This window comes from Sinomonas flava (assembly GCF_039531875.1).
Lineage (GTDB): Bacteria > Actinomycetota > Actinomycetes > Actinomycetales > Micrococcaceae > Sinomonas > Sinomonas flava.
Genome location: NZ_BAAAQW010000003.1, coordinates 404775 through 431628 on the forward strand (window position 1 = coordinate 404775; position 26854 = coordinate 431628).

Annotated in this window: 20 protein-coding genes and 1 tRNA gene; 6 read left to right on the forward strand and 15 right to left on the reverse strand. The window is 71.2% G+C overall.

Annotated elements, in window-relative coordinates:
• The 7 genes from ABD298_RS04595 to ABD298_RS04625 form a co-directional block, all read right to left on the reverse strand.
• Positions 1–248: Rho termination factor N-terminal domain-containing protein (locus tag ABD298_RS04595; protein WP_344298470.1), on the reverse strand; the 248-nt coding region annotated here is incomplete at its 3' end.
• A 352-nt stretch (positions 249–600) separates the two neighbouring features.
• Complete coding sequence (gene thrB / locus ABD298_RS04600) at positions 601–1608, reverse strand: homoserine kinase (RefSeq protein WP_344298471.1); 1008 nt, start codon at positions 1606–1608, stop codon at positions 601–603.
• A 5-nt stretch (positions 1609–1613) separates the two neighbouring features.
• A complete protein-coding gene (gene thrC / locus ABD298_RS04605) occupies positions 1614–2732 on the reverse strand; it encodes a threonine synthase (protein ID WP_344298472.1) in 1119 nt (372 codons plus the stop codon).
• A complete protein-coding gene (locus ABD298_RS04610) occupies positions 2732–4111 on the reverse strand; it encodes a homoserine dehydrogenase (RefSeq protein ID WP_344298474.1) in 1380 nt (459 codons plus the stop codon). The genes thrC and ABD298_RS04610 overlap by 1 nt, the downstream gene beginning before the upstream one ends.
• 17 nt (positions 4112–4128) lie before the next feature.
• The gene (locus tag ABD298_RS04615; protein ID WP_344298475.1) at positions 4129–5688 is read right to left on the reverse strand and encodes a diaminopimelate decarboxylase family protein; all 1560 of its coding nucleotides are present in this window, start codon (positions 5686–5688) and stop codon (positions 4129–4131) included.
• Between the two features lie 3 nt (positions 5689–5691).
• Positions 5692–7350 (reverse strand): arginine--tRNA ligase, encoded by a 1659-nt coding sequence (gene argS / locus ABD298_RS04620; RefSeq protein WP_344298476.1) that lies wholly within the window; start codon positions 7348–7350, stop codon positions 5692–5694.
• A 9-nt stretch (positions 7351–7359) separates the two neighbouring features.
• Entirely contained in the window at positions 7360–8661 is a 1302-nt protein-coding gene (locus ABD298_RS04625) for an MFS transporter (RefSeq protein WP_344298477.1), read from the reverse strand.
• 22 nt (positions 8662–8683) lie between these two features.
• Between ABD298_RS04625 and ABD298_RS04630 the strand changes: the two genes are divergently transcribed.
• The 4 genes from ABD298_RS04630 (at position 8684) to ABD298_RS04645 (ending at position 14390) form a co-directional block, all read left to right on the forward strand.
• Positions 8684–8920, forward strand: coding sequence for a DUF2630 family protein (locus tag ABD298_RS04630; protein WP_344298478.1), 237 nt, complete (start codon positions 8684–8686; stop codon positions 8918–8920).
• A gap of 123 nt (positions 8921–9043) precedes the next feature.
• Positions 9044–9116, forward strand: a tRNA-Arg gene (locus ABD298_RS04635).
• Positions 9117–9195: 79 nt separating this feature from the next.
• Entirely contained in the window at positions 9196–13353 is a 4158-nt protein-coding gene (gene hrpA, locus ABD298_RS04640; protein WP_344298479.1) for an ATP-dependent RNA helicase HrpA, read from the forward strand.
• Between the two features lie 53 nt (positions 13354–13406).
• A complete protein-coding gene (locus ABD298_RS04645) occupies positions 13407–14390 on the forward strand; it encodes a beta-ketoacyl-ACP synthase 3 (protein WP_344298480.1) in 984 nt (327 codons plus the stop codon).
• A 10-nt stretch (positions 14391–14400) separates the two neighbouring features.
• Here the strand turns inward: ABD298_RS04645 and ABD298_RS04650 are convergent, their stop codons facing one another.
• From ABD298_RS04650 to ABD298_RS04660, 3 genes are all read right to left on the reverse strand, one after another.
• On the reverse strand, positions 14401–14829 hold the full coding sequence (locus tag ABD298_RS04650) for an HIT family protein (RefSeq protein ID WP_344298481.1): 429 nt from the start codon (positions 14827–14829) through the stop codon (positions 14401–14403).
• Positions 14830–14933: 104 nt separating this feature from the next.
• Positions 14934–15842 (reverse strand): sulfurtransferase, encoded by a 909-nt coding sequence (locus ABD298_RS04655; RefSeq protein WP_344298482.1) that lies wholly within the window; start codon positions 15840–15842, stop codon positions 14934–14936.
• 114 nt (positions 15843–15956) lie between these two features.
• Positions 15957–16631, reverse strand: a complete 675-nt coding sequence (locus ABD298_RS04660; protein ID WP_344298484.1) for an MBL fold metallo-hydrolase — start codon at positions 16629–16631, stop codon at positions 15957–15959.
• Positions 16632–16713: 82 nt separating this feature from the next.
• Between ABD298_RS04660 and ABD298_RS04665 the strand changes: the two genes are divergently transcribed.
• The gene (locus ABD298_RS04665) at positions 16714–17232 is read left to right on the forward strand and encodes a Fur family transcriptional regulator (RefSeq protein ID WP_344298485.1); all 519 of its coding nucleotides are present in this window, start codon (positions 16714–16716) and stop codon (positions 17230–17232) included.
• Here the strand turns inward: ABD298_RS04665 and ABD298_RS04670 are convergent.
• The 5 genes from ABD298_RS04670 to ABD298_RS04690 form a co-directional block, all read right to left on the reverse strand.
• Entirely contained in the window at positions 17229–18143 is a 915-nt protein-coding gene (locus tag ABD298_RS04670; RefSeq protein ID WP_344298486.1) for a metal ABC transporter permease, read from the reverse strand. The two genes, ABD298_RS04665 and ABD298_RS04670, sit on opposite strands and share 4 nt — an antisense overlap.
• Positions 18140–19012, reverse strand: a complete 873-nt coding sequence (locus tag ABD298_RS04675) for a metal ABC transporter ATP-binding protein (protein WP_344298487.1) — start codon at positions 19010–19012, stop codon at positions 18140–18142. Before ABD298_RS04675 ends, ABD298_RS04670 begins: the two co-directional genes overlap by 4 nt.
• A gap of 50 nt (positions 19013–19062) precedes the next feature.
• Positions 19063–20031 (reverse strand): metal ABC transporter solute-binding protein, Zn/Mn family, encoded by a 969-nt coding sequence (locus ABD298_RS04680; protein ID WP_344298488.1) that lies wholly within the window; start codon positions 20029–20031, stop codon positions 19063–19065.
• Between the two features lie 167 nt (positions 20032–20198).
• Entirely contained in the window at positions 20199–21272 is a 1074-nt protein-coding gene (locus ABD298_RS04685) for a hemolysin family protein (RefSeq protein WP_344298490.1), read from the reverse strand.
• Positions 21272–22606, reverse strand: a complete 1335-nt coding sequence (locus ABD298_RS04690) for a hemolysin family protein (protein ID WP_344298491.1) — start codon at positions 22604–22606, stop codon at positions 21272–21274. The genes ABD298_RS04685 and ABD298_RS04690 overlap by 1 nt, the downstream gene beginning before the upstream one ends.
• A gap of 381 nt (positions 22607–22987) precedes the next feature.
• On the opposite strand from ABD298_RS04690, the gene ABD298_RS04695 reads away from it, so the two are divergent.
• Entirely contained in the window at positions 22988–26833 is a 3846-nt protein-coding gene (locus ABD298_RS04695) for a multifunctional oxoglutarate decarboxylase/oxoglutarate dehydrogenase thiamine pyrophosphate-binding subunit/dihydrolipoyllysine-residue succinyltransferase subunit (RefSeq protein WP_344298493.1), read from the forward strand.
• Positions 26834–26854 lie beyond the last annotated feature (21 nt).

Genomic DNA, 26854 nt, shown 5'->3' on the forward strand with positions numbered 1-26854 from the left:
GCAGCGGCCTCGGCGGCCGGAGCCTCGCCCTTGGCCTGCGCACGGCCGGTGGGGCGGCCCACGGGCTCGCCCTTCTGGTGTGCCGAGATGGCGGCGACGAGGTCGCCCTTGCGCATGCGGGAGCCACCGGTGATGCCCAGCTGGGAGGCAAGCGCCTGGAGCTGTGCGAGCTTGAGACCGGCGATCCCCTTGGACTCGGATGCCGAAGCGGGGTCCACTGCTGGGTTCAGCTCAGTGGTCTGTGTCACGGATGTTCCTTCCGGATCGACTGCGTGGCCAGGGGCCAACGCATCGTGGTCGCGGCCGTCGGCGACAGCGGCGGCCAGGCTGGGTGACCTGCGGGGCCGTGGAGGCCGGGCAGGCCCGTCGTCTAGCTGCTCGTCCGAGCTGGCAGCAGGGCTGGATCGCTGCTTGCCGAACAGTCTGTGGACAGTCGCAATCAGCCTGACCGGCTGCGAGCTGGAGGAGCGGCACCCCGTGCCGAGAAACTGGACCAGAAGGCGGCGATCACAGTGCCACCGGGCCGGGAACGATATCCCTGACCGTGTGTCCCTGTGTCGCCGGACGGTGTCTATCCGGGTACGCCGAACTGAGGCAGATTCACCGTGGGTGCAGGTCCACTCTAGCACCTTCGCGGTCGACAGCCAGACGAAGGACACGCCACGAGGTCACAGATTCGTCACCCTGCTCGGGATCAAGCGTTCCGGCGCCCACGCTGTGCGCGAAGCGCTCGACGGCGTCCTGCACCTCGTCGGCCTCGGCCGCACCGTCGGCGAGGGCCAGGACGGTGGGGCCGGCGCCCGAGACAACCGCCGCGTGCCCCTCGGCACGGAGCCGCTGGATGAGCCTCGCGCTCGGCTCCATTGCGGTCGAGCGGTAGCTCTGGTGCAGGTAGTCCTCGGTCGCCGGCAGGAGCAGGGACGGATCCTTCGTGAGGGCGTGCACGAGCAGCGCCGCGCGTCCGGAGTTCGCCGCCGCGGCGTGGTGCGGGATCGATGAGGGCAGGAGCGAGCGGGCGAGCTCGGTCGAGAGCTCGAAGTCCGGGATCGCGACGATCGGCACCACCGTGTCGACGACCTCGGCGACCGCCGTGCGGAACGCCTCACCCTCCTGCCAGGACAGGGCGAGGGAGCCGAAGATCGCGGGGGCCACGTTGTCGGGGTGCCCCTCGATCTCGCTGCACAGCTGGAGGACCCAGGCCCTGTCGGGCTGGTCCGCCGGCTCGACCAGCGCCGCCGCCGCGAGCACCGCAGCGACGGTCGCCGACGCCGACGAGCCCAGTCCGCGTCCGTGCGGGCTCACGTTCTCCGCACGCAGGAGCAGGCCCGAGCGCGTGTAGCCGAGCCGGGCGAGGGCGGCGTCCAGCGTGCGCACGACGAGATGCGACTCGTCCCGCGGCAGCGTGTCGGCACCCTCGCCGCTCAGCTCGAAGGCGAGGCTCCCGTCGTCGGTCGTCTCGACGGTCACGGTGTCATACAGTGCCAGAGCGAGTCCCAGGCTGTCGTAGCCGGGACCGAGGTTCGCGCTCGTGGCGGGCACCCTCACGGTGACGCGCTGCCCGGCCGCCACCGCGCGCAGGGACTCGGCGGCCGTCGTCGGAGCAGTCATCGCTTCTACTCGAGCCCCAGCTCGGCCGCGACGGTCACGACGTCGTTGCTTACCTTGACGGGCTCGACCTCGGCGCCGTCGGCGGTACGGAGGGCCCACTGGGGGTCCTTGAGCCCGTGGCCGGTCACCGTGCACACGATGGTCTTCCCGGAGGGCACCTCCCCCGCCGCGTGCTTCTTGAGCAGGCCCGCAACGCTGGCCGCCGAGCCGGGCTCGACGAACACTCCCTCTTTGGAGGACAGCCAGCGGTGCGCGGCGAGGATCTCCTCGTCGGTGACGGAGTCGATCAGGCCCCCGGACTCATCGCGGGCGGCGACCGCCGTCTCCCACGACGCCGGGTTGCCGATGCGGATCGCGGTCGCGATGGTCTCAGGGTGGGTGATGGGGTGACCGGCAACGAACGGGGCCGCGCCGGCGGCCTGGAAGCCCCACATCACGGGCAGCTTCGTCGCCACGGCCGCCAGGGTGCGCGGCTCGGCGTCGCCGCCGTGCGCCGGGTACTCGGTCTCCGCGGCGTACTCCTTGTAGCCCTTCCAGTACGCGGAGATGTTCCCGGCGTTGCCCACGGGGAGGACGTGGATGTCCGGGGCGTCGCCGAGGGCGTCGACGATCTCGAACGAGGCAGTCTTCTGCCCCTCGATGCGGGCCGGATTGACCGAGTTCACGAGGAACACCGGGTACGAGTCGGCGAGCTTGCGAGCGATCTCGAGGCAGTCGTCGAAGTTGCCGTCGACCTGCAGGAGCGTCGCGCCGTGCGCGATGGCCTGGGACAGCTTGCCGAGCGCGATCTTGCCCTCCGGGACGAGGACGGCGCAGGTCAGGCCTGCCGCGGTCGCGTAGGCGGCGGCGGACGCCGAGGTGTTGCCCGTGGACGCGCAGACCACAGCCTTCGCCCCGGCCTCGACGGCTGCGGTCATGGCCATGGTCATGCCGCGGTCCTTGAAGGAGCCTGTCGGATTCATCCCCTCGACCTTGAGGAACACCTCGGAGCCGGTGAGCTCGGAGAGCTTCTGGGCGTGGACGAGGGGCGTGCCGCCCTCGCCGAGGGTGATCACGCGGGTGGACTCGCTGACGGGCAGGCGGTCGGCGTATTCGCGGATGACTCCGCGCCACTGGTGGGCCACTAGACTCCTTCGACTCGGAGGACGCTCGTCACGGATTCGACGACGTCGAGGTTCTTGATGTCCGCGACGGTCGCGGCGAGGGCTGCCTCGGAGGCAGGGTGGGTGACGAAACGCAGCTCGGCCCGGCCTCCGGCGCTCCAGCGGTCGGCGGCGGCGAGGCCGGGAGCGCCGTCGACGGTCTGGCGCATGGTCTCGATCGAGACGCCGTGCTCGGCGAAGACGGCGGCCACGCGGGAGAGCACACCCGGCTGGTCCGCGACCTCGAGCCCGATGCTGTAGCTCGTCGTGACGGCGTCGAGCCCGAGGATGGGCAGGGCACGCGTGGCGGCGCCGGGGGCTCCGGGAGCGCCGGCCGCGATGCGGCGTGCGGTCGAGACGACGTCGCCCATGATGGCTGAGGCCGTCGGGGCGCCGCCCGCCCCCGCGCCGTAGAACATGAGCGAACCCGCATTGTCCGCCTCGACGAACACCGCGTTGAAGGCCCCGTGCACGGCCGCGAGGGGATGCTTGCGCGGGAGCAGCGTGGGATGGACGCGCACGCTCACGCCCTCGGCCGCCGTCCCGTCGGCGCTGTCCCCGGCGGTGATGAGTTCGGCGATGGCGAGCAGCTTGATGGTCATGCCGGCATCCTGCGCGGCTGCGATGTCGTCGGCGGTGACCTTCGTGATGCCCTCGCACCGCACGTCCTCGAGGGAGACGCGCGTGTGGAAGGCGAGGGAGGCGAGGATCGCCGCCTTGGCCGCGGCGTCGAGGCCCTCGACGTCGGCCGTCGGGTCCGCCTCGGCGTAGCCCAGGCGCTGGGCCTCGGCGAGGACGTCGGCGAACTGGGCGCCGGTCGTGTCCATCGCGTCGAGGATGAAGTTCGTCGTCCCGTTGACGATCCCGAGCACGCGCGTGATGCGGTCGCCGGAGAGGCTCTCGCGGATGGGCCGGATGATCGGAATGGCGCCGGCGACGGCGGCCTCGAAGTTGAGGTCGGCGTTGTTCGCGCTCGCGGCGTCGAACAGTGCCGCGCCGTCCTGGGCGAGGAGTGCCTTGTTGCCGGTGACGACGGACGCGCCGTTCTTGAGCGCGGCGAGGATGTGCGTACGGGCCGGCTCGATGCCGCCCATGAGCTCGATCACGAGGTCTGCGCCCGACACGAGCTTCTCCGCGTCGGTCGTGTAGAGCTCGCGGGGAAGCTCGACGTCGCGGGGGGCGTCCACGTTGCGCACGGCGATGCCGGTGAGCACCAGGCGTGCCCCGGCCCGCGCGGCCAGGGCATCGGCGTCCTCGAGGAGGATGCGGGCCACCTGGGAGCCCACTGTCCCTCCGCCGAGGAGGGCGACCTTGAGCACCTTCTCGGCACTGGGGGCTTCGAGCCCACTCGTCTCAGTCATCGTCTCTCCCATGTGTCTCAGGCTCCCATGTCGCGGGAGAGCAGGTCGTCCTCGGTCTCCGGGCGCACAATCCAGCGCGCCTCTCCCCCGCGCACGGCGAGGACGCCCGGGCGGGCGAGGTAGTTGTAGTTGCTGGACAGGGCCCAGCAGTAGGCGCCGGTTCCGGGGACGGCGAGCAGGTCGCCAGCCCGGACGTCCGCAGGGAGGTACGCGTCGCGCACCACGATGTCGCCGCTCTCGCAGTGCTTGCCGACCACGCGGGTCAGCTGCGCGGGCGCGTCCGAGGTGCGGTTCGCGAGCACGACCGAGTAGTCGGCGTCGTACAGGACCGGGCGAGCGTTGTCGCTCATGCCGCCGTCGACCGAGACGTACCGGCGGACCGCGGTGCCGCCCATCCCGCCCGCAGCGTCCGTGCCTGCCGCGCCAGCGGGCACGTCCACGACGACGTCCTTGATCGTCCCGACCTCGTACAGGGTGAACGTCGTCGAGCCGACGATCGCGCGGCCGGGCTCGATCGAGATGCGGGGCGCGGTGATGCCGAGCTTCGCACAGGTCTCGCGCACGACGCCGGCCAGCGCCTCCGCGATCTCGGCCGGCGGTCGGGGCGCGTCCCCCGGCAGGTAGGCGATGCCGTACCCGCCGCCGAGGTCCAGCTCCGGCAGCTCGACGCCGTAGGCGGAGCGCATCGAGGCGACGAAGGCCAGGAGCTTCACGGCGGCGAGCTCGAAGCCCTCGGGCTCGAAGATCTGCGAGCCGATGTGGCAGTGGACGCCGAGCAGCTCGATGCTGTCATGGCCCGCTGCCGCGGCGACCGCCTCCTCGGCCATGCTCGCGGCGCCGTCGGCGCCACCGTCCACGCCGGCGCCCGTGAACCCCTCGCTGGCCGTGCCCGCGGCCATCGAGAGCCCGAACTTCTGGTCCTCGTGCGCCGTGGCGATGAACTCGTGGGTGTGCGCGTGCACGCCGGGGGTGAGGCGGAGCATGACCTTGGCGCGGGGTGCCTCCGATCCGTCCGGCCCTGAGCCGGGAGTGTCCGTGCCGCGCGCCGCGGCGATGCGGGCGACCCGCTCGAGCTCGTCGAGGCTGTCCACGATGATGCGGCCCACGCCGTTCCCGAGGGCGCGTTCGATCTCGGCGTCGGACTTGTTGTTGCCATGGAGGCCGATGAGCTCCCCCGGTACGCCTGCGCGCAGGGCCACGGCGAGCTCGCCGCCCGAGGCCGTGTCCACCCGCAGGCCTTCCTGGTGGGCCCACGCGGCCACCGCCGTGCAGAGGAACGACTTGCCCGCGTAGTAGACGTCCACCCCCCCGCACACATCGTCGAAGGCCGCGTCGAACGAGTCCTTGAACGCTCGTGCACGCGCCCGGAAGTCAGCCTCGCTCAGCACGAAGACCGGGGAGCCGAACCGGGACTTGACCTCGCCGACCGGAAGGCCCGCCACGGTGAGGTCCCCGCCCGGGCCGCGGGCGACGTCGTGCGCCCAGAGTGCGGGGACGAGCTCGTTGAGATCTGAGGGGACGGCGAGCCACTCGGGGGCGAGGGGCGAGCCGGCGGCCTGCGCGCTGCTCTCAGCCACGCCTCACATCCTCTCCGGCGCCGAGACGCCGAGCAGCGACAGCCCGTTGGCCAGGACCTGGCTCGTCGCGTCGTTGAGCCACAGGCGCGTGCGGTTGAGGTCGGTGACCTCGTCGTCGCCCTGGGGCGCGATGCGGCAGTTGTCGTACCAGGAGTGGTAGGCGCTCGCGATGGTCTCGAGGTGGCGCGCCACCCGGTGCGGCTCGCGGAACTCCGCGGCCTTGCCCACGATCGACGGGTACGCGGCGAGGTGCGCGAGCAGCTCGTTCTCGGTCGGGTGGTCCAGGAGCGACGCGTCGAACGCGTCCACGCCGTCCACCGTGCGGTGGACACCGGCAGCCTCCGCGTTGCGCGCCGCGCCGCGGGAGCGGGCGTGGGCGTACTGGACATAGAACACGGGGTTCTCGTTGGTGTTCTTCTTGAGCAGCTCGGGGTCGAGGGTGAGCGGCGAATCCGCGGGGAAGCGCGCGAGCGAGTAGCGCACCGCGTCCTTGCCGAGCCACTCGATGAGGTCCTTGAGCTCGATGATGTTGCCCGCGCGCTTGGACAGCTTCGCGCCGTTGACCGAGACGAGCTGGCCGATGAGGATCTCGATGTTCGTCTCGGGGTCGTCGCCGGCGCAGGCCGCGATGGCCTTGAGGCGGTTCACGTAGCCGTGGTGGTCGGCGCCGAGGAGGTAGACCTTCTCGCCGAAGCCGCGGTCCTTCTTCGTGAGGTAGTACGCAGCGTCGGCGGCGAAGTACGTGGGCTCGCCGTTGGCGCGGATGAGGACGCGGTCCTTGTCGTCGCCGAAGTCCGTGGTCCGCAGCCAGACCGCGCCGTCGGCGTCGAAGACGTGGCCCTGCTCGCGCAGGCGCTTCACGGCGGACTCGATGGCGCCGGACTCGTGCAGGCCCTCCCGCTCGGAGAAGTAGACGTCGAAGGTGACGCCGAAGGCCGCGAGCGTGGCCTTGATGTCCTTCATCTGCGCGGCGTAGGCAGCCTCCCGCACGATCGGCAGCGCGGCCTCGTCGGTGAGCTCGCGCACGTCGGGATGCGCGGTGAGGACCTCGTGGCCCAGGTCCGCGATGTACTGGCCGGGGTAGCCGCCCTCGGGCACGTCGCGGCCGTGCAGGCGCGAGAGCACGGAGTTCGCGAACACGTTCATCTGGTTGCCGGCGTCGTTGATGTAGTACTCGCGCGTCACGTCGGCCCCGGAGGCCTTCAGCACCCGCGCAATCGAGTCCCCGAGCGCGGCCCAGCGGGTGTGGCCGATGTGCAGCGGGCCCGTGGGGTTCGCCGAGACGAACTCCATGTTGATGACGTGGCCCGCGAGGGTGTCGTTGGTGCCGTAGTCGGGGCCAGCCTCGACGATGGCCTTCGCGAGCGCGCCTGCCGCGGCGGCGTCGAGCGTGATGTTGAGGAAGCCGGGACCCGCGATGTCGACGCTCGCGACGCCGGCGAGCGCCTCGAGGCGGACGGCGAGCAGCTCGGCGAGCGCCCTCGGCGGCATGCCTGCGCGCTTGCCGAGCTGGAGGGCGACGTTGGTGGCCCAGTCGCCGTGCTCGCGGTTCTTGGGACGCTCCACGCGAACGTCCGTCGGCACATCCACAGAGATCTCGCCGGCGCGGACGGCGTCGGCGAGGCAGGCGGATATAGCGGCAGAAAGTTCTTCGGGAGTCACCCCCATAGCCTACCGGCGCGGCGCGCGCGAGCCGAAACCGCGCTGGGAGGATGCGGGTTCTGCTACGGGCTCGACCACGCGGGGGTGGTCGTCGATGAAGTGGGGACGGCTGATGACCCAGCCCGAGACGGCCAGGACCACGAGGGTCGCGCCGAGGAACGCGAACGTGGCGTCCCAGCCGCCCGTCGCGTCGTGGAGGAGCCCGGCCGGGAGCGGGCCTGCGCAGGCGACGATGTAGCCGATCCCCTGCCCGAACCCGGACACGGCGCCGGAGGACTGGTGCGTGCGTGTGCGCAGGTTCACGAGGACGAGCGCGAGCGGGAACGTCGCCGGGCCGAGCCCCGCAAGGGTCGTCCACACCCATGTCGCCGAGCCGGGGGCGAGCCAGAGGCCCGCGTAGCCTGCCGCGAAGCAGACCACGCCGAACGCGACGATGGGGAACGGGTTCCGCAGCCGGGCCGCGAGGACGGGCACCACCAGGCTCAGCGGCAGCCCGATGCCGGAGAAGAGCGCGAGCTGGAATCCGGCGTCGGCGGCGCTGAGCCCTGCACCGGTCAGGATCGAGGGAAGCCAGCCGAACATCGTGTACGTGTTCAGCGAGGAGCAGCCGAACAGGAGCGCGAGCGCCCACGCCGCGGGCGCGCGCCAGGGGCGCACGACGACGCGTGGCCGGGGCGCCGATCCGCCCTCGCCCTGCGTCCCGGACTGTGTGGTCCGGCCCCGGCGGCGGGGCCAGACGCTGAGCCAGGGCAGGATGGCGACGACATTGACGGCCGCCCACCAGCCGACCGAGGCGCGCCAGCCGGCGGCGTCCGCGACGGGCACTGCGACGAGGGGCGGGATGGTGGTGCCGAGGCTGATGATCGTCACGTAGAGCGCCGTGACGAGGCCGATCCGGTCGGGGAAGTACTTCTTGACCATGGGCGGCAGCACCACGTTCCCCGCGCCCATCCCGGCGAGCGCGAGGGCGGAGCCGGCCAGGAACGTGCCGGTCTCGGGCGCGACGGCCCGCACCACCTGGCCGAGCCCGGAGGCCGCCATCGCGGTGACGGCGATGGCCTCGACGCTCCATGCGCGCATCAGGAGCGGGGTCAGCAGCCCCGCCAGCCCGAACAGGGCGGTCGGCAGCATCCCGAGCACGCCGATGAGCCACGACGGGAGCGCGATGTCCTGCCCGATCGCGGTGGTCAGCGGCGGGACGCTCGTCACCGCCGTCCTCAGCGTGAACGCGACGACCAGCAGGCCGACGAGGACGAGGAGGCGGCCGCGCCAGGTCGTGGACCCCCGGGCCGCACCATGTTCTTGTGCCACCCCCTGACGCTATCGTGCTGGTATGGACAAGGACATCCAGGACCGGATCCGCGAGCTCATCGACGAGGAGCACGCCCTCCGCGGCACGCCCGGCGCCGGTAGCGAGGAGAAGGGCACCGGGCGTCTCGGGGAGGTGGAAGCACAGCTTGACCAGTGCTGGGACCTCCTGAGGCAGCGCCGGGCCAAGCGCGAGTTCGGCGAGGACCCCGACGAGGCCACGGTTCGGCCGGCCGACGTCGTGGAGAACTACAGGGAATAGCCCTGCTTCCCTGCGCGGCACCGCGCACAGCGGGCGCCGCGCCCTCCCCGGTTTGCGCGCGGCCCCGGAGCACCTGATAAGCTCGGTGAGTTCCCGCAGGGGAGCGTCCGGATGAAATGGCATGCCCTCGTAGCTCAGGGGATAGAGCGTCTGCCTCCGGAGCAGAAGGCCGTAGGTTCGAATCCTATCGAGGGCACCGCAGAAGGCCCCGCCGAAGCAGTTCGGCGGGGCCTTCGACGTACCCGGGCCGGCTCCGCCACTAGAATGGACCAGCCATGGCGCTCACGATCACCTATCCCGAAGCCCTCCCTGTCTCCGAGCGGCGCGACGACATCATGGAGGCCATCGCCGCGCACCAGGTCACGGTGATCGCCGGGGAGACGGGCTCGGGCAAGACGACGCAGATCCCCAAGATGTGCCTTGAGCTCGGCCTGGGCGAGAAGGGCCTCATCGGCCACACGCAGCCCCGCCGCCTCGCCGCCCGCACAGTGGCCGAGCGCATTGCCGAGGAGCTCGACGTCGAGCTGGGGCAGGAGGTCGGCTTCCAGGTGCGGTTCACCGGAGAGGTCGGACCGCAGACCAGGGTCAAGCTCATGACCGACGGCATTCTGCTCGCCGAGATCCAGCGCGACCGCCTGCTGAAGAAGTACTCGGCGATCATCATCGACGAGGCGCACGAGCGCAGCCTCAACATCGACTTCATCCTCGGCTACCTCAGGCGGATCCTCCCCCAGCGCCCGGACCTCAAGGTCATCATCACCTCGGCGACGATCGATCCCGAGCGGTTCGCGCGCCACTTCGCGGCTCCGTCGCCGGAGGCGGAGGAAGAGCCGGTTCCCGCGCCCATCATCGAGGTGTCGGGACGCACCTATCCCGTCGAGATCCGGTACCGGCCGCTCACGTCCGCCCCCGGCGAGGCGGGCGACGGCGGGGAGGAGGACGACGCCGTCGCGCGCTCGGACGACGCGCTCGAGGAGGACCGCGACCCCGTCGACGCCGTGTGCGACGCCGTCGACGAGCTCTCCCGCGAGGCCCCCGGCGACATCCTCATCTTCTTCTCCGGCGAGCGCGAGATCCGCGATGCGGCGGACGCCCTCGCGGGCTCGATCCAGAAGAGCCCGCGCATGGCGAACGCGGAGATCCTGCCGCTGTTCGCACGGCTCTCGCTCGCCGAGCAGCACCGGGTGTTCACCCCGGGCGGCCGGCGGCGGATTGTCCTGGCGACCAACGTGGCCGAGACGTCGCTCACCGTCCCGGGGATCAAGTACGTCATCGACACGGGCACGGCGCGCATCTCGCGCTACTCGCACCGCACCAAGGTCCAGCGGCTGCCCATCGAGCGCGTCTCCCAGGCCTCCGCGAACCAGCGGGCCGGCCGCTGCGGGCGCGTCTCCGACGGCATCTGCATCCGCCTCTACTCCGAGGAGGACTACCTCTCGCGCCCGGAGTTCACCGACCCCGAGATCCTGCGCACCAACCTCGCCGCCGTCATCCTGCAGATGACCGCGATGGGGATCGCGCGCGGCCCGAAGGACGTCGAGGCGTTCCCGTTCGTCGAGCCGCCCGAGTCGCGCGCGATCAACGACGGCGTGACCCTCCTGCGCGAACTCGGCGCCCTCGCCGAGCCGGCCAGTGCGAAGGAGACGAGCGCCGGGGCCACTCGTGGCACGAGCGGCGCGAAGGGCGGCCTCACCGCCGTCGGGCACCAGCTCGCCCAGCTCCCGGTCGACCCCCGGCTGGGGCGCATGATCGTCGAGGCGGCCAGGCGCGAGTGCGCGCGCGAGGTCATGGTGCTCGCAGCCGCCCTGACCATCCAGGACCCCCGCGAGCGGCCCTCGCAGGAGACGGGCAAGCGGCAGGCCGCGGACGAGAAGCATGCGCGATTCAAGGACGAGAACTCCGACTTCACGGGCTACCTCAACCTCTGGAACTACCTGCAGGAGCAGCAGCGCGAGCTGTCCTCCTCGGCGTTCCGGCGCCTGTGCAAGGCCGAATTCATCAACTTCCTGCGGGTGCGCGAATGGCAGGAGCTGTACGCGCAGCTGCGCCAGCTGGCCCGCCCGCTGGGCATCTCCCCCGGCCAGGGCCGCGCGACGGACACCCGGCTGGAAGCAGCAGCGAAGCACGACGCCGTGCACCAGTCGCTCCTCGCGGGCCTGCTGAGCCACATCGGGCTCCTCGACGAGCGCAAGCGCGAGTACGTCGGCGCCCGCGGGACGCGCTTCGCCGTCTTCCCCGGCTCGGCACTGTTCAAGAAGAACCCGACCTACGTCATGGCGGCCGAGCTCGTGGAGACCAGCCGCCTCTGGGCCCGCACCGCCGCGAAGATGGACCCTGCGTGGGGCGAGCTCGTGGCGCCGCACCTGGTCAAGCGCTCCTACTCCGAGCCGCACTGGTCCAAGCGGGCCGGCTCCGTCATGGCGTACGAGAAGGTCACGCTCTACGGCGTGACCCTCGTGGCGCAGCGGCGCGTCAACTACGCGCGGATCGACCCGGCGCTCGCCCGCGAGCTGTTCATCCGGCACGCGCTCGTGGAGGGCGACTGGCACACGCGCCACCACTTCTTCAAGCGGAACCGCGCACTCCTCGACGAGGTCGAGGAACTCGAGACCCGGATGCGGCGGCACGACCTGCGTGTGGACGACGAGGCGCTCTTCGACTTCTACGACCGCCGGCTCCCCGAGAGAATCGTCTCCGAGCGGCATTTCGACGCCTGGTGGAAGAAGGCCAGGCACGAGGATCCGGACCTCCTCGACTTCGACCGCGAGCTCCTGCTGCGCGAGGAGGCCGCCGCCGGGGACGACGCCGCGTATCCCACCGTCTGGCGCCAGGGCGGCTTCGACCTTCCGCTCTCCTACGAGTTCCACCCCGTGGCACCCGGCGGCACGCCGGACCCGAACGACGGAGTGACCGCAGAGGTCCCGGTGCTGTTCCTCAACCAGCTCGATCCCGAGCCGTTCCGGTGGCAGATCCCGGGCCAGCGGGTCGACCTCGTGACCGCGCTCATCAAGTCCCTGCCCAAGCAGGTCCGGAAGAACTTCGTGCCCGCCCCCGACGTCGCGCGCCGGGCCGTGGCCGCCCTCGAGGCGGACTTCGACCCCGCGCACGACCGGATAGAGGAATCCCTCGAGCTCGTGCTGCGCCGGCTCAAGGGCCAGATCGTGCCCCCGGGCTCGTGGAACTGGGACGCCGTGCCGCCGCATCTGAAGTTCTCCTTCAGCGTCGTCGACCCGCGGGGGAAGGTCCTCGGCTCAGGCAAGGACCTCGCGGCCCTGCAGGAGCAGCTCGCGCCCGCCACGCGCCGCGCCATCGCGGAGTCCCTCGGTGCGACCCCGGGCAGCACCGCCCCGCCGAAGTCACCCCGTGTGGACCCGAAGTCACCCCGTGTGGACCCGAAGTCACCCCGTGTGGACTCGATGTCACCCCGTGCGGAGAAGACCTCGCCCAACGGACGCACGACGGCGCACCCCGCCGAAGGCGGCGGAGTCACGGCCCGCGGCGGACTGGCCGAGCGCGGCGGACTGGCCGAGCGCAGCGGACTGGCCGAGCGCAGCGGACTGACAGAGTGGAGCGTGGGGACCATCCCGCGGACGGCGAGCACCGTCGTCGCCGGCCACACCGTCACGGGCTACCCGGCCCTGACTGACGAGGGCAGCACCAAGGCCTCGCCGCGGGGCACTGCGGGCCTGCGCGTATTCCAGACCGCGGAGGACCAGCTGCGCGCCCACCGGGCCGGTGTGATCCGCCTCCTGGCCCTGCGCATCCCGTCGCCGGACCGCTACGTGCTCGAGCACCTGAACAACCGCGAGAAGCTCACGTTCAGCCAGAATCCGCACGGATCGGTCGCCGGGCTGATCGCCGACTGCGCGATCGCGGCGATCGACCGGCTCGTGCCCGCCGCACTGCCGTGGGACCGGGCCGCCTTCGACGCCCTCTACGACGAGGTCCGTGCGGAGCTGATCGACACGGTCTTCAAGGTGACCGCCATCGTCGAGCAGGTCCTCGCCTCCTCCCTGCGGATCAGCAAGCAGCTCAAGGGCTCCACGAGCCTGGCGCTGATCAGCGCCCTGAACGACATCAAGGCCCAGCTCGAGCAGCTCGTCTACCCCGGCTTCGTCGCCCGCACCGGGTACGCGCAGCTGATGCACCTGCCCCGCTACCTGCGCGCGATCGAGCGCCGCCTCGAGAAGCTCCCCGCCAACGTCCAGCGCGACGCCGTCGCGATGGCCACGGTCCAGGCCCTCGAGGACGACTACGACGCCGCCGCCGCGGCCCTCGCCCCCACGGGACGCAACGAGGCCAAGCTCGAGAAGGTCCGCTGGATGATCGAGGAGCTGCGGGTGAGCCTGTTCGCCGTCGAACTCGGCACCGCGGGGAAGGTGTCCGAGAAGCGCGTCCGCCAGACGCTGAACGAGGCGCTCGCCCCGGCGTAGGCCGCGGGCCGCCGCGCCTGCAGCTGCAGACTTCCACGAGAGAGAGGAACCCCATGAAGCTCACGGTCGCCCACGGTCCGGCAGGGACCGAGATCGCGGGGCTCGGCCATGCCCAGCCCCGCCGCGTCATGGACAACCATGAGCTCGAGGGCATGATGGACACGTCCGACGCCTGGATCCGCCAGCGCACGGGCATCGTCACGCGGCGCATCGCCGCGGAGGGCGAGACCGTCAAGGACCTCGCGATCCCCGCCGCGCGGATGGCGCTCGCCGATTCCGCCGTGGCCGCCGAGGACATCGACCTCGTGGTGGTCGCCACCACCACGGCCGCCGAGCGCTCCCCCAACACCGCCGGCCGTGTGGCCGAGGCCCTCGGACTGGGCCGCAACGGGCGGGGGCCGGGGATCATCGACATCAACACCGCGTGCTCGGGCTTCGAGTACGCCCTCGGCATCGCCGACCAGTCCATCCGTGCCGGCAGCGCGAGCCACGCGATCGTCGTGGGCGCGGAGACGCTCTCCGCCGTGACCGACTGGACGGACCGCACGACGGCGGTGCTCACCGCGGACGGTGCCGGCGCCGCCGTCGTGCGCCCCTCGCAGACGCCGCGAATTGGCCCTGTGGTGTGGGGCTCGCGCGGCGACATGGCCAACGCGGTGAGGATCTCGCCGCCGTCGGGCAGGTTCTGGCAGAACGGCCGCGAGGTGCTGCGCTGGGCGCTCACCAAGGCGCCGGAGCATGCGCGGGAGGCCGTCGCCGCCGCCGGACTCTCTCTGGACGACGTCCAGGTGCTCGCCGCGCACCAGGCGAACCTGCGCATCGTCGAGCCTCTTGCCGAGGCGCTGGGCCTGACCGACCGGATCGTGATCACGGATGTAACGGAGTCTGGCAACACCTCGGCGGCGAGCGTCCCGCTCGGGCTGAGCAAGTGGTGGCACGCGGGACGGATCCCTGCGGACGTCCCTGCCCTCCTGTTCGGGTTCGGCGGCGGGTTCACCTTCGCGGGCATGGTGGCGATGACTCCGCGGAAGGCCTAGGAGACGGGTCTCAGCCGGCCGGGACGTGGTCCCCGTGCCCGGCGGCGCGCAGCGCCTCCCGGATCTTCTCGGCAGCCGCGTCGAGGACGGCCGGGTCGGGGTTGTGCTGGGCGCGCTTGAAGTCGTACTCGGCCTCCGAGTTGGAGGGCCAGACGTGCAGGTGCAGGTGGTTGATCTCGAACCCTGCGATGATCAGCCCCGCGCGCGCCGCGCCGAACGCTTCGACCTGCGCCGCCCCGATGGTCTGGGCAACCGCGGTGAGCCTGCCCCAGAGCTCCGGCGAGGCATCGGTCCAGCGGTCCACCTCCTCGCGCGGCACGACCAGCGTGTGGCCCTCCGCGAGGGGCCCGATGCTCAGGAACGCGACGACGTCGTCGTCCTTCCACACGAAGCGTCCGGGCAGCTCGCCCTCGATGATGCGCGTGAACAGCGTGCTCATGGCTTTCCTTTCATTGCCCTCGTCGGAGGCCCCCTTCGCACTCGCGTGAGTGCCGAGGGGGCGGCGGAGCTTGTCCGCCCCGGGCAGGATGGGGCGTCCCGGGGTCATGCCCGTGCTCCTCGGCTCATGGATCCGACGCTATCCGATGCGGCGGTCTCCTCGTCGCCGGTGGCCACCGGCCGGGCGGGATCCCTGGACCACTGCGAATAGGAGCCGGGGTAGAGCGCGGCGTCGATGCCCGCGATGGCGAGGGCCGCGACGTCGTGCGCGGCCGTGACGCCGGAGCCGCAGTAGACCGCAACGTCCCGTCCGGGCGCTGCACCGAGCGCGGCGTAGCGTTGGCGCAGCGCGTCGGCGGGCAGGAACGTCCCGTCCCGGGAGAGGTTGCCTGACGTCGGGGCGCTGACGGCGCCGGGAATGTGGCCCGGCCGCGGGTCCACGGGCTCGACCTCGCCCCGGTAGCGCTCGGCTGCCCTCGCGTCGAGCAGCACTCCGCCCTGGCCGGTGAGGGCGGCGACGGCGTCGGCGTCGATCCGCGGCAGGTGGTGCCCGGAGAGGTGGACACCGCCGAGCGCGGGGACCTCCCGGCCGCGCTCGAGGGCGAGCCCGGCGCGCGTCCATGCGGCCAGTCCTCCGTCGAGGATGCGCACGTCCTCGACGCCCGCGTCCCGCAGCATCCACCAGGCGCGCGCGGCGGACTGGCCGGCGGAGTCGTCGTACACGACCACCGGGTCTCCGTCATCGATCCCCCAGCGCCTGGCGGTCTCCTCGAAGCTGTCCGGCTCCGGCAGCGGGTGCCGGCCGCCGGCGGCCTCCTCGGCGCTTCCCGGCTGGACCGGCACGGCGAGCTCTGTCTCGAGGTCCGCGAACACGGCGCCGGGGACGTGGCCGGCCTCGTACGCCGCCAGGCCGTGGGGGGCGCCGAGGGACCATCGGACGTCCAGGACGACGGTGCGGGCGCCGGAGTCGAGCCGGCCGGCGAGTTCTGCCGCGGTAATGAGGACCTGGGTCATGATGAGTGCCACTCCTTCTCGGGACCGGCGCCTTGTGGGCGCCGCGTCTGGTGCGCCGCGGTGAGGCCGGCGCTGACGTCCACAGTAGACCCTGTCCTGCGGCTGCCCGGGGAGCTACAGGTCCACGGACTCGCCCGGTTCGAGGTGCACGTACTCGGTGCCGTACTTCGCCCCGATCCGCTTCGCGTGGCCCTCGGCGATTCCGGTCCCGCGCTCGTTCAGGAGGGCGTTGTGGATCGGGTAGGCCCGAGGCGCTCCGACCGCGATCATGAAGTCCAGGACCTCGCCCACCTTGCTCCAGGGCGCATGGATCGGCACGAGCAGCGTGTTGACGCTGACACCGTGAGGGACGGTGAAGGAGTCGCCCGGGTGGAACACCTCCCCGTCCACGAGGTAGCCGATGTTCGCCACGACCGGCACGCTCGCGTGGATGAGCGCGTGCTGGCTGCCGAAGGTCTTCACGTGGAAGCCCGCGGCGTCGAACTCCGTCTCCGGCTCCGCCACGTGGATGCGGTCCGCGGCCGACGGCGCGGCCTCCTTCAGCTGCACCGCCACCGCCGCGGGGGCCCAGGCCTCGAGGCTGGTGTCCGCCGCGAGCGCGGCGCCGGTCCTGTCGAGGTCGAGGTGGTCGGGGTGCTCGTGGGTGACGAGGAAGGCCTGGGCCCCATCCAGGGCCTCCTCCACCTCCGAGAAGGTGCCGGGATCGATCACGAGGACGCGGTTCCCGCCGGCGGGGCCGCCCGGCTTCTCGAGCCTGATGCACGCGTGGGTGAGCTTCGTCATGCGCATGGCGCCAGTCTAGAACCGCCTCTTGCTAGGCTGGAGGATCGACTGCGCCGGAGGACTGCCGGCGTTCGAGGGAGGAACGGTGGTGGAGAGAACCCGCACGACGGCCCGGGCATCGGAGAGCGCGGGACGGCCCGCGGCACGCGAGCAGCGGGTCACCAAGCAGCGGGTCGCCGTCTCGGCGGCGCTCGACCGGCTCGAGGACTTCGTGAGCACCCAGGAGCTACACCGCATGCTCCACGACGAGGGGGCGTCCGTCTCGCTCGCCACGACCTACCGGATCCTGCAGTCCATGGCCGAGGAGGGCCTGGTCGACGTCCTACGCAGCGACGAGGGCGAAGCCGTCTACCGCCGCTGCGAGGCCACCGGGCATCATCACCATCTGGTGTGCCGGCGATGCGGGAAGGCCGTGGACATCGAGGCCCCCGCCGTCGAGACCTGGGCGAGCCGTGTGGCCCGCGAACACGGCTACACCGCCGTGGAGCACACCGTGGAGATCTTCGGACTCTGCCCCCAGTGCACCGCGCTGGCCGCGCAGGAGCGTGCCGACGGGCAGTCTGGCGGATCGACCGAGGACCGGGGCGCGGGCGAGGCGGGCAGCTAGCGCGAGGCCGCGACCGGCGTCGTGCGCTGCGGCTCCCCCGGCGCGGGCTGCAGCCGGCCGTTGAGGGCCCGCCGCCGGCGATACCAGCCGATGCTGGCGCTCACCGCGTAGATGAGGAACGACAGCGTGGTGATGTACGGGCTGATGGGGAGCCTGCCGCCGAGTGCGAGCAGGATCCCGCCGACCGTGGCGGCCACCGCGAACACGACGCTGAGCACGAGCACGAGACGGGGCGAGGACGTCACCTTCAGGGCGGCCGCGGCCGGGGTGATGAGGAGCGCGAGCACGAGCAGCGCGCCGACCACGTGGATCGACAGTGCGACGCTCACGCCGAGGATCAGCAGGAACGCGATGGAGAGCCCGCGCACGGGAACGCCGCGGGCGTGGGCCATCTCGGGGTCGACGCTCGCGAAGGTGAGCGGCCGCCAGATGACGGCGAGGGCGAGCACGACGGCGAGCGCGGTCACGGCGAGCAGCTGCAGCTGCACGGTGTCGACGGCGACGATCTGTCCGGTGAGGAGTCCGAACTTGTTGGCCGCGCGGCCCTCGTAGAGGGCCAGACAGAGGATGCCGAGCCCCAGCCCGAACGGCATGAGGACGCCGATCACGGAGTTCTTCTCGCGCGCGCGGCCGCCCATGAGGGCGATGACAAGCGCGGCGACGACGGAGCCGGCGAGGGAGCCCAGCACGACGTCCGCGCCGAGGAGCAGCGCGAACGCGGCGCCGGCGAACGAGAGCTCGGAGATGCCGTGGACGGCGAAGGCGAGGTCCCGCTTCATGACGAACGTCCCCACGAGGCCGCCGAGCAGGCCGAGCACGGCACCCGCCCACACCGAGTTCTGGACGAGCGCGAGGATCTCCCCGTAGTTCTCGAAGGAGAAGATGCTCCCGAGGATGTCGGACAGGCTCATGCGGGCTCCGTGTCGTGGTGGTCGCCGGGGAGGTGGTAGTGGGTGGTCGCATCGGGCAGGCCCACGACCACGATCCGGCCGTTGACCCGCGAGACCTCGACGCGGCCGCCGTAGAGCGCGGAGAGGACCTCGGTGGTCATGACCTCTGACGGGGAGCCGATCCGGAAGCGACCGTCCGCGAGGTAGAGGACGCGGTCCACGTAGTCCAGGATCGGGTTGATCTCGTGGGTGACGAACACGACCGCGGCGTCGTTGGCGCGGCGCTGGTCGTCGATGAGCTGGCTGACGGCCTGCTGGTGGTTGAGGTCGAGCGAGAGGAGGGGCTCGTCGCACAGGAGCACGCGGGGGCTGTCGGCGATCGCCTGCGCGACGCGGAGCCGCTGCTGCTCGCCGCCGGAGAGCTGGCCGACGGGCACCTTGGCGTACTCCCGGGCACCCACGCGCCCGAGCAGGTCGTCCACCTGGGCGTCGACAGCCCGGCGGCGCAGGCGGAAGCCCCAGCGGTGCCCGTCAATGCCGAGGCCGACGAGGTCCCGCGCGCGCAGGGGCGTGTCCGGGGCGAAGGCACGCTGCTGCGGGATGTAGCCGATCCCCTCCCCCCGCTGCCCGGCGGGGTGTCCCGCGATCTCGACGGTTCCCGAGCTGAGCGGGAGGACGCCGAGGAGCGCTTTGAGGAAGCTCGTCTTCCCGCTGCCGTTGGGCCCGAGGACGGCGAAGAACTCACCCGGCTGGATATCGAGGTCGAGCCCGGACCAGAGGGTCCGGTCGCCGAACGCGAGGGAGGCGCCGCGCAGCCGGACAGCCGGGGCGGTCTCTCGGGAACCACGCGGACCCTGGGATGCTGCGGGCTGCGGTCCGGCTGCTGTCATGACTGACAAGTCTAGGCGAGCGGGTGCATGCGGAGTGAGGGACTCCTGGCTCATCCGAGCGCCTTCGCGAGCGCGTCGGCGTTCCCCTGCATCCAGCCCGCGTAGTCGGTTCCCTGGGGGAGCGTCTCGGTGAACTCGACGACGGGAACTCCCGCGGCCTCGGCCGCCGCCCGGACCTGCTTGGTCTGGGGGCTCTCCGTCTGGGGGTTGTAGGCCAGGACCGCGACGCCCTTGGCGGCGAGGAGGTCCAGCGTGGACTTGAGCACTGCCGGCGGGACGTCCTGCTCCTCTTCGACGGCCTCGAGGAAGCCCGACGGCGTGGCGTCCTTGAGCCCCGCATTCTCGAGGAGATAGGACGGGACGGGCTCGGTGAGCACGGCGCCCTTGCCGGAGTGGGCCTGCCTGACCGCCGCGAGCGTTCCCTCGGCGGCTTCGAGCCGCTTCGCGACCGCGGTGGCCCGCTCGGTGAAGTCCGCCGCCGAGGAAGGGTCGAGCGCGCCGAGGCGCTCGGCAATCGCTGTGACCACCGCCTCCATCGCGTGCAGGTCGTACCAGACATGCTCGTTGAATGCGTGGGCGTGGCCGGTGTGGGCGCTGGCCGAGGGGGCGGCAGACGACGGCGCCGCCTCGCCCGAACCGCCCACGCCGCCGCCGAGCCCGCTCGCCTCGACTGCGTTGAGGACCGAGGACGCCTCGGGCCGGGCGTCGGCGAGGAGGGAATCCATGAACGGGTCGTAGCCGCCGCCGTTCTCGATGACGAGCCTGGCCTTGGACACGGCGAGGCGGTCCTGGGTCGTCGCCTCGTAGGAATGTGGGTCCTGGGTCGGCTTGCTGACGATCGCGGTCACGTGCACGCGGTCCCCGCCGATCGTCTGGGCGAGGTCCCCGTACACGTTCGTCGAGGCCACGACGGAGATCGTGTTCCCGCCGCCGCCCTGGCCCGGCGTCGGGGCGCAGCCGGCCAGGAGAAGGGCGGCTGCGGCGCCGAGGGCGGCAGTGCGGAGCAGGGAAGAACTCACAGGTCCTCAGTTCGGGTCGGCGGGAGGGGGTCGAGGGGACGCGAAGCGACTGCTCCTGCCGGCCGTAGACCGGACAACTGAGAACGAGTCGCAACACAGACACTGTACCGCTTCTTGGGAACAATTCCCATCTAGCGCCGCGGCGCACCCCCCCCGTCCGGCTGCCCCTACCTCGCCGCGCCGCCGTTCTCCCTGCGGCGCACGACGCCGTTCTGCGTCGCGTCCCTGATCTCGCCGACGAGCTGCTCGATGACGTCCTCGAGGAACACGACGCCGCGCGTCGCACCCTCGGGGCCGATGACGCGCGCGAGGTGGAAGCCCGACTTCTGCATCGTAGAGAGGGCGTCCTCGATCTCGGCGTCCAGCCCCAGGTTGGCCAGCGAGCGGACCCTGCTCTCCCCGATCGGCCGGCCGCGGTGCTCAGGGGCGATGGCGAGCACGTCCTTGACGTGCAGATACCCCACGAGCTCGCCGTCGTCGTCGACCATCGGGAAGCGCGAGAACCCGGTCTTGGCGACCGCCTTCTCGAACTCCTCGGGCGTGGCCGTCGCGGGGAGCGAGACGAGCTCCTGGACCGGGACCATGATCGACTCGGCCGTCTGGTCGGAGAACTCGAGAGCTCCCGAGAGCAGGCCCGACTCGTCGTCGACGAGGCCGTGGCGCGTCGACTCCTCGACGATCGACTGCACCTCCTCGAGGGTGAAGCTCGAGGTCACCTCGTCCTTGGGCTCGACCTTCATGAGGCGGAGGATGGCATTCGCGCTGCCATTGAGGAGGTGGATCACCGGACGGACGACCCGCGCGACACCCATGAGCGCCGGAGCAAGCAGGAGTGCGGCGCGGTCGGCGGCCGACACGGAGATGTTCTTCGGGACCATCTCGCCAAAGGTCACGTGCAGGAACGTGACGATCGCCAGCGCCGCCACGAAGCCGATGCCCCCGGCCAGCTCCTCGGGGAGCCCCACCGCGTGGAGGGGGTCGCCGATGAGGTGATGGATCGCCGGCTCGGCGACCTGGAGGATGAGCAGCGAGCACACTGTGATGCCGAGCTGCGCACACGCGAGCATGAGCGAAACGTGCTCCATGGCGCGCAGCGTGGTGACGGCGCGGCCCGAGCCCCCTTCGGCAAGCGGCTCGATCTGGCTGCGCCGCGCGCTCATGATGGCGAACTCGGCACCGACGAAGAACGCGTTGCCGAGCAAGAGCACGGCCAGCCAGAGGATCCCGGCCCAGTCGCCCATCAGGCAGCCCTCCCGCCGTCGCGCGTGCCCTCGGCCATCTGCGGCTCCTTGGGCGGGACGAACTTGAGCCGGTCCACGCGGCGCCCGTCCATGCGGACCACGCTGAGCTCGCCCCCGCCGATCTCGAGGGTGTCCCCGACCGCGGCGACGCGTCCGAGGGCGCTCATGACGAAGCCGCCCACCGTCTCATATGCGGGACTGTCGGCCACGCCCAGCCCGGGCACCTGCTCCGACACTTCGTCGGGGCGCATGAGGCCCGAGAAGTACCAGTCCCCGGCAGCACTCTGCAGGACTCCGGGAGCGAGCCGGTCATGCTCGTCCGAGACCTCGCCCACGATCTCCTCCACGAGGTCCTCGAGCGTGACGATGCCCGCGGTCCCGCCGTACTCGTCCAGGACGACGGCGAGCTGCAGGTTCCCGTCGCGCAGCTGGGAGATCAGCGCGTCGAGGTGGATGGTCTCGGGAACCCGCAGCACCTCCGTCATGATGGCTCCCGCCTGCAGCGAGTGCCGGCGCTCAGCCGGAACGGCCACGGCCTTCTTGACGTGGACCAGTCCGCGGACGTCATCGGGCGAGTCCCCGATCACCGGGAAGCGCGAGTGGCCGGTGCGCCTCGCGGCTTCGACCACGGCGTCGACGGACCCGTCGGCATCCACGGTCGTGACCCGCATGCGCGGGGTCATGACGTCGGCGGCGGTGCGCTCCGAGAAGCTCAGCGTGCGGGCGACGAAGCGCGCCGTCCCCTCGTCGAGCGTGCCGAGCTCGGCCGACCGGCGGACGAGGGAGGCGAGCTCGGCGGGCGACCGCGCCCCGGAGATCTCCTCCTTGGCCTCGATGCCCATCTGGTGCAGGACCCGGTTCGAGAAGCCGTTTAGCAGGACGATCGCGGGCTTGAACACCGCCGTGAACACGAGCTGCGACGGGGCAACGGCGCGGCCGACGGCGAGTGCGCGGGCGATCGCCAGGTTCTTCGGCACGAGCTCGCCGATGAGCATGGACAGGAACGTGGCGAGGACCATCGCCACGGTCAGCGACACCGCGGTGGCACCCGGGATGCCGAGGGCCGCGAGCGGGCCCTCGAGGAGGCCGCCCACCGAAGGTTCCATCACGTAGCCGGTGAGGAGCGTGGTGAGGGTGATGCCGAGCTGGCAGCTCGAGAGCTGGGTCGAGAGGCTCTTGAGGCAGCGCAGGAGCGCCTCTGCGCCGGGTTCGCCGGCATCGATGCTGCGCTGGACGGTGGCCTGGTCGAGGGCCACGAGGGAGAATTCGACGGCCACGAAGAAGCCCGTGCCGAGAATCAGGAGCAGGCCGGCGGCCAGGAGGAGCCATTCCATCTCAGGAATCGGGCCCCCAGAGGGTGCGGCGGCGCGCCGATGGGCGCCACGGGTGAACAAGTACACGGTGTCTGCCGGCGCTGCGGTCGCGGAGCCCCGGAAGGGGCGCACGGCCGGGCCGGCATCTAGAGGTGCCGTCCATAGTCATTCCAGCCTATCAGCGACGGCGCGGTGTGATAGCGGACTCAGATTGCCCGATTCCGCGCGCAGGTCACTAGACTATTCAGGAGTGTGTGGGCCCTGACGGGGTCCACGGCAGTCGGCGGATCCAGCCGGCCCCCTCGGACAGCCCCGTGGAGAACACGGTCCCGGCGTGGGGCATGGCGCGCGGACCCGCGGACTTGTGCGGGCCTAAGTATCGATGGAAGAGGCGTAACTCCAGTGCCAGAACTGCCAACCCACCGCCTGCCCGAGGAATTCGGCGGCAATGAGTGGCTTGTGGACGAGCTCTACGAGCAGTACCAGCAGAACAAGAACTCCGTGGACTCCAAGTGGTGGCCGTTGTTCGAGTCGTTCGACTCGGACAGCGGCCACACGTCGAACGGCACGGCGAAGGCGCGCGCGGCCGACACGCTGACGCGGCAGATCCCCACGGTCAAGGCTCCCAACGCCTCGCCTGCGCCCGCCAAGCCTGCGGCCCCGGCCGCCGCGCCGGCTGCCGCTCCTGCCAAGCCTGCGGCACCGGCCGCCGCCCCAGCTGGCGCCTCCGCTCCGGCTGCTGCCCCGGCGCCGTCGGACGCCTCGCCGAAGAAGGGCGCTGCCGCCGTCGTGCGCGACGGCGCCCGGCCCTCCACGACGGGCCTGATCCCCGCCCAGCTGCCGAAGACGGCCAAGGACGAGACGATCGAGGACGACGTCGTCTCGCCGCTGCGCGGTCCTGCCAAGGCCATCGCGTCGAACATGATCACGAGCCTCGAGGTGCCAACCGCCACGACCGTGCGCGCGGTGCCCGCGAAGCTCCTCATGGACCAGCGCATCGTGATCAACAACCACCTGACGCGCGTCCGCGGCGGCAAGGTCTCCTTCACGCACCTCATCGGCTTCGCCGTGATCCGCGCGCTCAAGCTCATGCCGTCCATGAACGTCTCCTACGACGAGGTCGACGGCAAGCCGGTCGCCATCCAGCATGCGCACGTCAACTTCGGCATCGCCATTGACCTGCCGAGGCCGGACGGCTCACGCCTCCTCGTGGTCCCGAACATCAAGAAGGCCGAGACCCTCAACTTCTCGGACTTCTGGCACACCTATGAGGACCTCGTCAAGCGCTCGCGCGCGGGCAAGCTCACCGCCGACGACTACGCCGGCACCACGGTCTCCCTGACCAACCCCGGCGGCATCGGCACCGTCCACTCCGTGCCGCGCCTCTCGAAGGGCCAGGCCGCCATCATCGGCGTCGGTGCGCTCGAGTACCCGGCCGAGTTCCAGGGCAGCTCCGAGAAGATCCTGGCCCTCCAGGCCGTCGGCAAGATCATCACGCTGACCTCGACCTACGACCACCGCGTGATCCAGGGCGCGGGCTCGGGCGAGTTCCTCCGCCTCGTGCACCAGCTCCTCCTCGGGGAGCAGGGCTTCTACGACGAGATCTTCGAGTCGCTGCGCATCCCCTACGAGCCGGTGCGCTGGAGCCCGGACCTCCAGGTCAACCCCGAGGACGCCATCAACAAGGTGGCGCGCATCCAGCAGCTCATCCACGCGTTCCGCGTGCGCGGCCACCTCATGGCGGACACGAACCCGCTCGAGTACGTCCAGCGCCGGCATCCGGACCTCGACGTGCTCACCTACGGCCTGACCCTGTGGGACTTGGACCGCGAGTGGCCCACCGGCGGTTTCGGCGGCCGGCCGAAGATGAAGTTCCGCGACATCCTCGGCGTGCTGCGCGACGCGTACTGCCGCACCACCGGCATCGAGTACATGCACCTGCAGGAGCCCGCCGAGCGCAAGTGGTTCCAGGACGAGCTCGAGCACCCGTACAAGAAGCCGAGCCGCGAGGAGCAGCTGCGCATCGTCTCCCGCCTGAACGCGGCCGAGGCCTTCGAGACGTTCCTGCAGACCAAGTTCGTCGGCCAGAAGCGCTTCTCCCTGGAGGGCGGCGAGTCGCTCATCCCGCTCCTGGACGCGACCCTGTCCGAGGCGGCCGAGGACGGGCTCGACGAGGTCGGCATCGGCATGGCCCACCGCGGCCGCCTCAACGTGCTGACCAACATCGCCGGCAAGACCTACGCGCAGGTGTTCCGCGAGTTCGAGGGCACGCAGGATCCGAAGAGCGTCCAGGGCTCCGGCGACGTCAAGTACCACCTCGGCACGGAGGGCACGTTCACCGCGGAGAACGGCAAGCAGACCAAGGTCTACCTCGCCGCCAACCCGTCCCACCTCGAGGCCGTCGACCCTGTCCTCGAAGGCATCGTCCGCGCGAAGCAGGACCGGCTCGACAAGGGCGAGGCGTTCCCCGTCCTGCCGATCCTCGTCCACGGCGACGCGGCGTTCGCCGGCCAGGGCGTCGTGGCAGAGACCCTCAACCTCTCGCAGCTGCGCGGCTACCGCACCGGCGGCACGATCCACATCATCGTGAACAACCAGGTCGGCTTCACGACCTCCCCGTCCGCGTCGCGCTCCTCGGTGTACTCGACCGACGTCGCGAAGATGGTCCAGGCGCCGATCTTCCACGTCAACGGCGACGATCCCGAGGCCGTGGTCCGCGTCGCCCAGATGGCGTACCGGTTCCGCCAGCGGTTCCACAAGGATGTCGTGATCGACCTCGTGTGCTACCGCCGCCGTGGGCACAACGAGGGCGATGACCCGTCGATGACCCAGCCGCTCATGTACAACCTCATCGAGGCGAAGCGCTCGGTCCGCAAGCTCTACACCGAGAGCCTGATCGGCCGCGGCGACATCACGCAGGAAGAGGCCGAGCAGCTCCTGCGCGACTACCAGGAGCGCCTCGAGCGCGTCTTCGCGGAGACCCACGCCGCGCAGACCTCGCCGATCCCGGTCATCACTGCCGACGCGAAGGCCGTCTCGGACCTCGAGCGTCCCCTCGCCCAGCAGCAGGAGGACACCGAGGTCCGTGCCCCGCGCCAGACGGCGATCAGCCGCGAGATGCTCGCCGCGATCGGTCAGGCGCACGTTCAGGTTCCCGAGGGCTTCACGGTGCACGCCAAGCTCCGCCAGCTCCTCGAGCGCCGCGAGCAGATGTCCCGCGACGGCGGGATCGACTGGGGCTTCGGCGAGATCGCGGCCTTCGGCTCGCTCACGGCAGAGGGCGTGCCCGTGCGCCTGTCGGGCCAGGACTCGCGCCGCGGCACCTTCGTGCAGCGGCACGCGGTCTTCCACGATCGCCAGACAGGCGCGGAGTGGACCCCCCTCGCGAGCCTCTCGGAGGACCAGGCGAAGCTCTCGATCTACGACTCGTCGCTCTCGGAGTACGCTGCGCTCGGATTCGAGTACGGCTACTCGGTCGAGCGTCCGGACACCCTCGTGCTGTGGGAGGCGCAGTTCGGAGACTTCGTCAATGGCGCGCAGACGATCATCGACGAGTTCATCTCCTCGGCGGAGCAGAAGTGGGGCCAGCGGTCCTCGCTCGTCATGCTCCTCCCCCACGGCTACGAGGGCCAGGGCCCGGACCACTCGTCCGCCCGGATTGAGCGCTTCCTCCAGCTGTGCGCCGAGGACAACATCATCGTCGCCCAGCCGAGCACGCCGGCGTCGCACTTCCACCTCCTGCGCCGCCAGGCGTTCAGCCGGCCCCGCAAGCCGCTGGTGGTGTTCACGCCGAAGCAGCTCCTGCGCCTCAAGGGCGCCGCGTCGAGCGTGGAGGACTTCACGGAGGGCACGTTCCGTCCCGTGATCGGCGAGCACGAGCAGCTGGATGCGAACGCTGTGGACCGGGTCATCCTGGTCTCCGGCCGCCTCTACTACGACCTGCTGTCCTCGCGGACGAAGGCCAAGGACACCAAGACGGCGATCGTCCGCGTCGAGCAGCTCTACCCGCTGCCTGAGGAGGAGATCAAGGCCGAGCTCGCGAAGTACCCGAACGCCGAGGTCGTGTGGGCGCAGGACGAGCCGGCGAACCAGGGCCCGTGGCCGTACATGGCCATCACGCTCGCCCCGGTGCTCGAGCACCGCATCCGCCTCGTGTCCCGCGCTGCCTCGGCCGCGACGAGCGCGGGCTCGATGAAGCGCCACGCCGCGGAGCAGGACATCCTCGTCCGCGAGGTGTTCACGCGCTGACGCCAGACTGAAGCCAGGCGC

What these genes read in the sequence shown, in the direction of transcription:
- thrB (WP_344298471.1), bottom strand. Translation starts at nt 1,608, where the DNA reads ATGACTGCTCCGACGACGGCCGCCGAGTCCCTGCGCGCGGTGGCGGCC.
- ABD298_RS04610 (WP_344298474.1), bottom strand. Translation starts at nt 4,111, where the DNA reads ATGACTGAGACGAGTGGGCTCGAAGCCCCCAGTGCCGAGAAGGTGCTC.
- ABD298_RS04630 (WP_344298478.1), top strand. Translation starts at nt 8,684, where the DNA reads ATGGACAAGGACATCCAGGACCGGATCCGCGAGCTCATCGACGAGGAG.
- hrpA (WP_344298479.1), top strand. Translation starts at nt 9,196, where the DNA reads ATGGCGCTCACGATCACCTATCCCGAAGCCCTCCCTGTCTCCGAGCGG.
- ABD298_RS04645 (WP_344298480.1), top strand. Translation starts at nt 13,407, where the DNA reads ATGAAGCTCACGGTCGCCCACGGTCCGGCAGGGACCGAGATCGCGGGG.
- ABD298_RS04650 (WP_344298481.1), bottom strand. Translation starts at nt 14,829, where the DNA reads ATGAGCACGCTGTTCACGCGCATCATCGAGGGCGAGCTGCCCGGACGC.
- ABD298_RS04655 (WP_344298482.1), bottom strand. Translation starts at nt 15,842, where the DNA reads ATGACCCAGGTCCTCATTACCGCGGCAGAACTCGCCGGCCGGCTCGAC.
- ABD298_RS04660 (WP_344298484.1), bottom strand. Translation starts at nt 16,631, where the DNA reads ATGCGCATGACGAAGCTCACCCACGCGTGCATCAGGCTCGAGAAGCCG.
- ABD298_RS04670 (WP_344298486.1), bottom strand. Translation starts at nt 18,143, where the DNA reads ATGAGCCTGTCCGACATCCTCGGGAGCATCTTCTCCTTCGAGAACTAC.
- ABD298_RS04675 (WP_344298487.1), bottom strand. Translation starts at nt 19,012, where the DNA reads ATGACAGCAGCCGGACCGCAGCCCGCAGCATCCCAGGGTCCGCGTGGT.
- ABD298_RS04685 (WP_344298490.1), bottom strand. Translation starts at nt 21,272, where the DNA reads ATGGGCGACTGGGCCGGGATCCTCTGGCTGGCCGTGCTCTTGCTCGGC.
- ABD298_RS04690 (WP_344298491.1), bottom strand. Translation starts at nt 22,606, where the DNA reads ATGGAATGGCTCCTCCTGGCCGCCGGCCTGCTCCTGATTCTCGGCACG.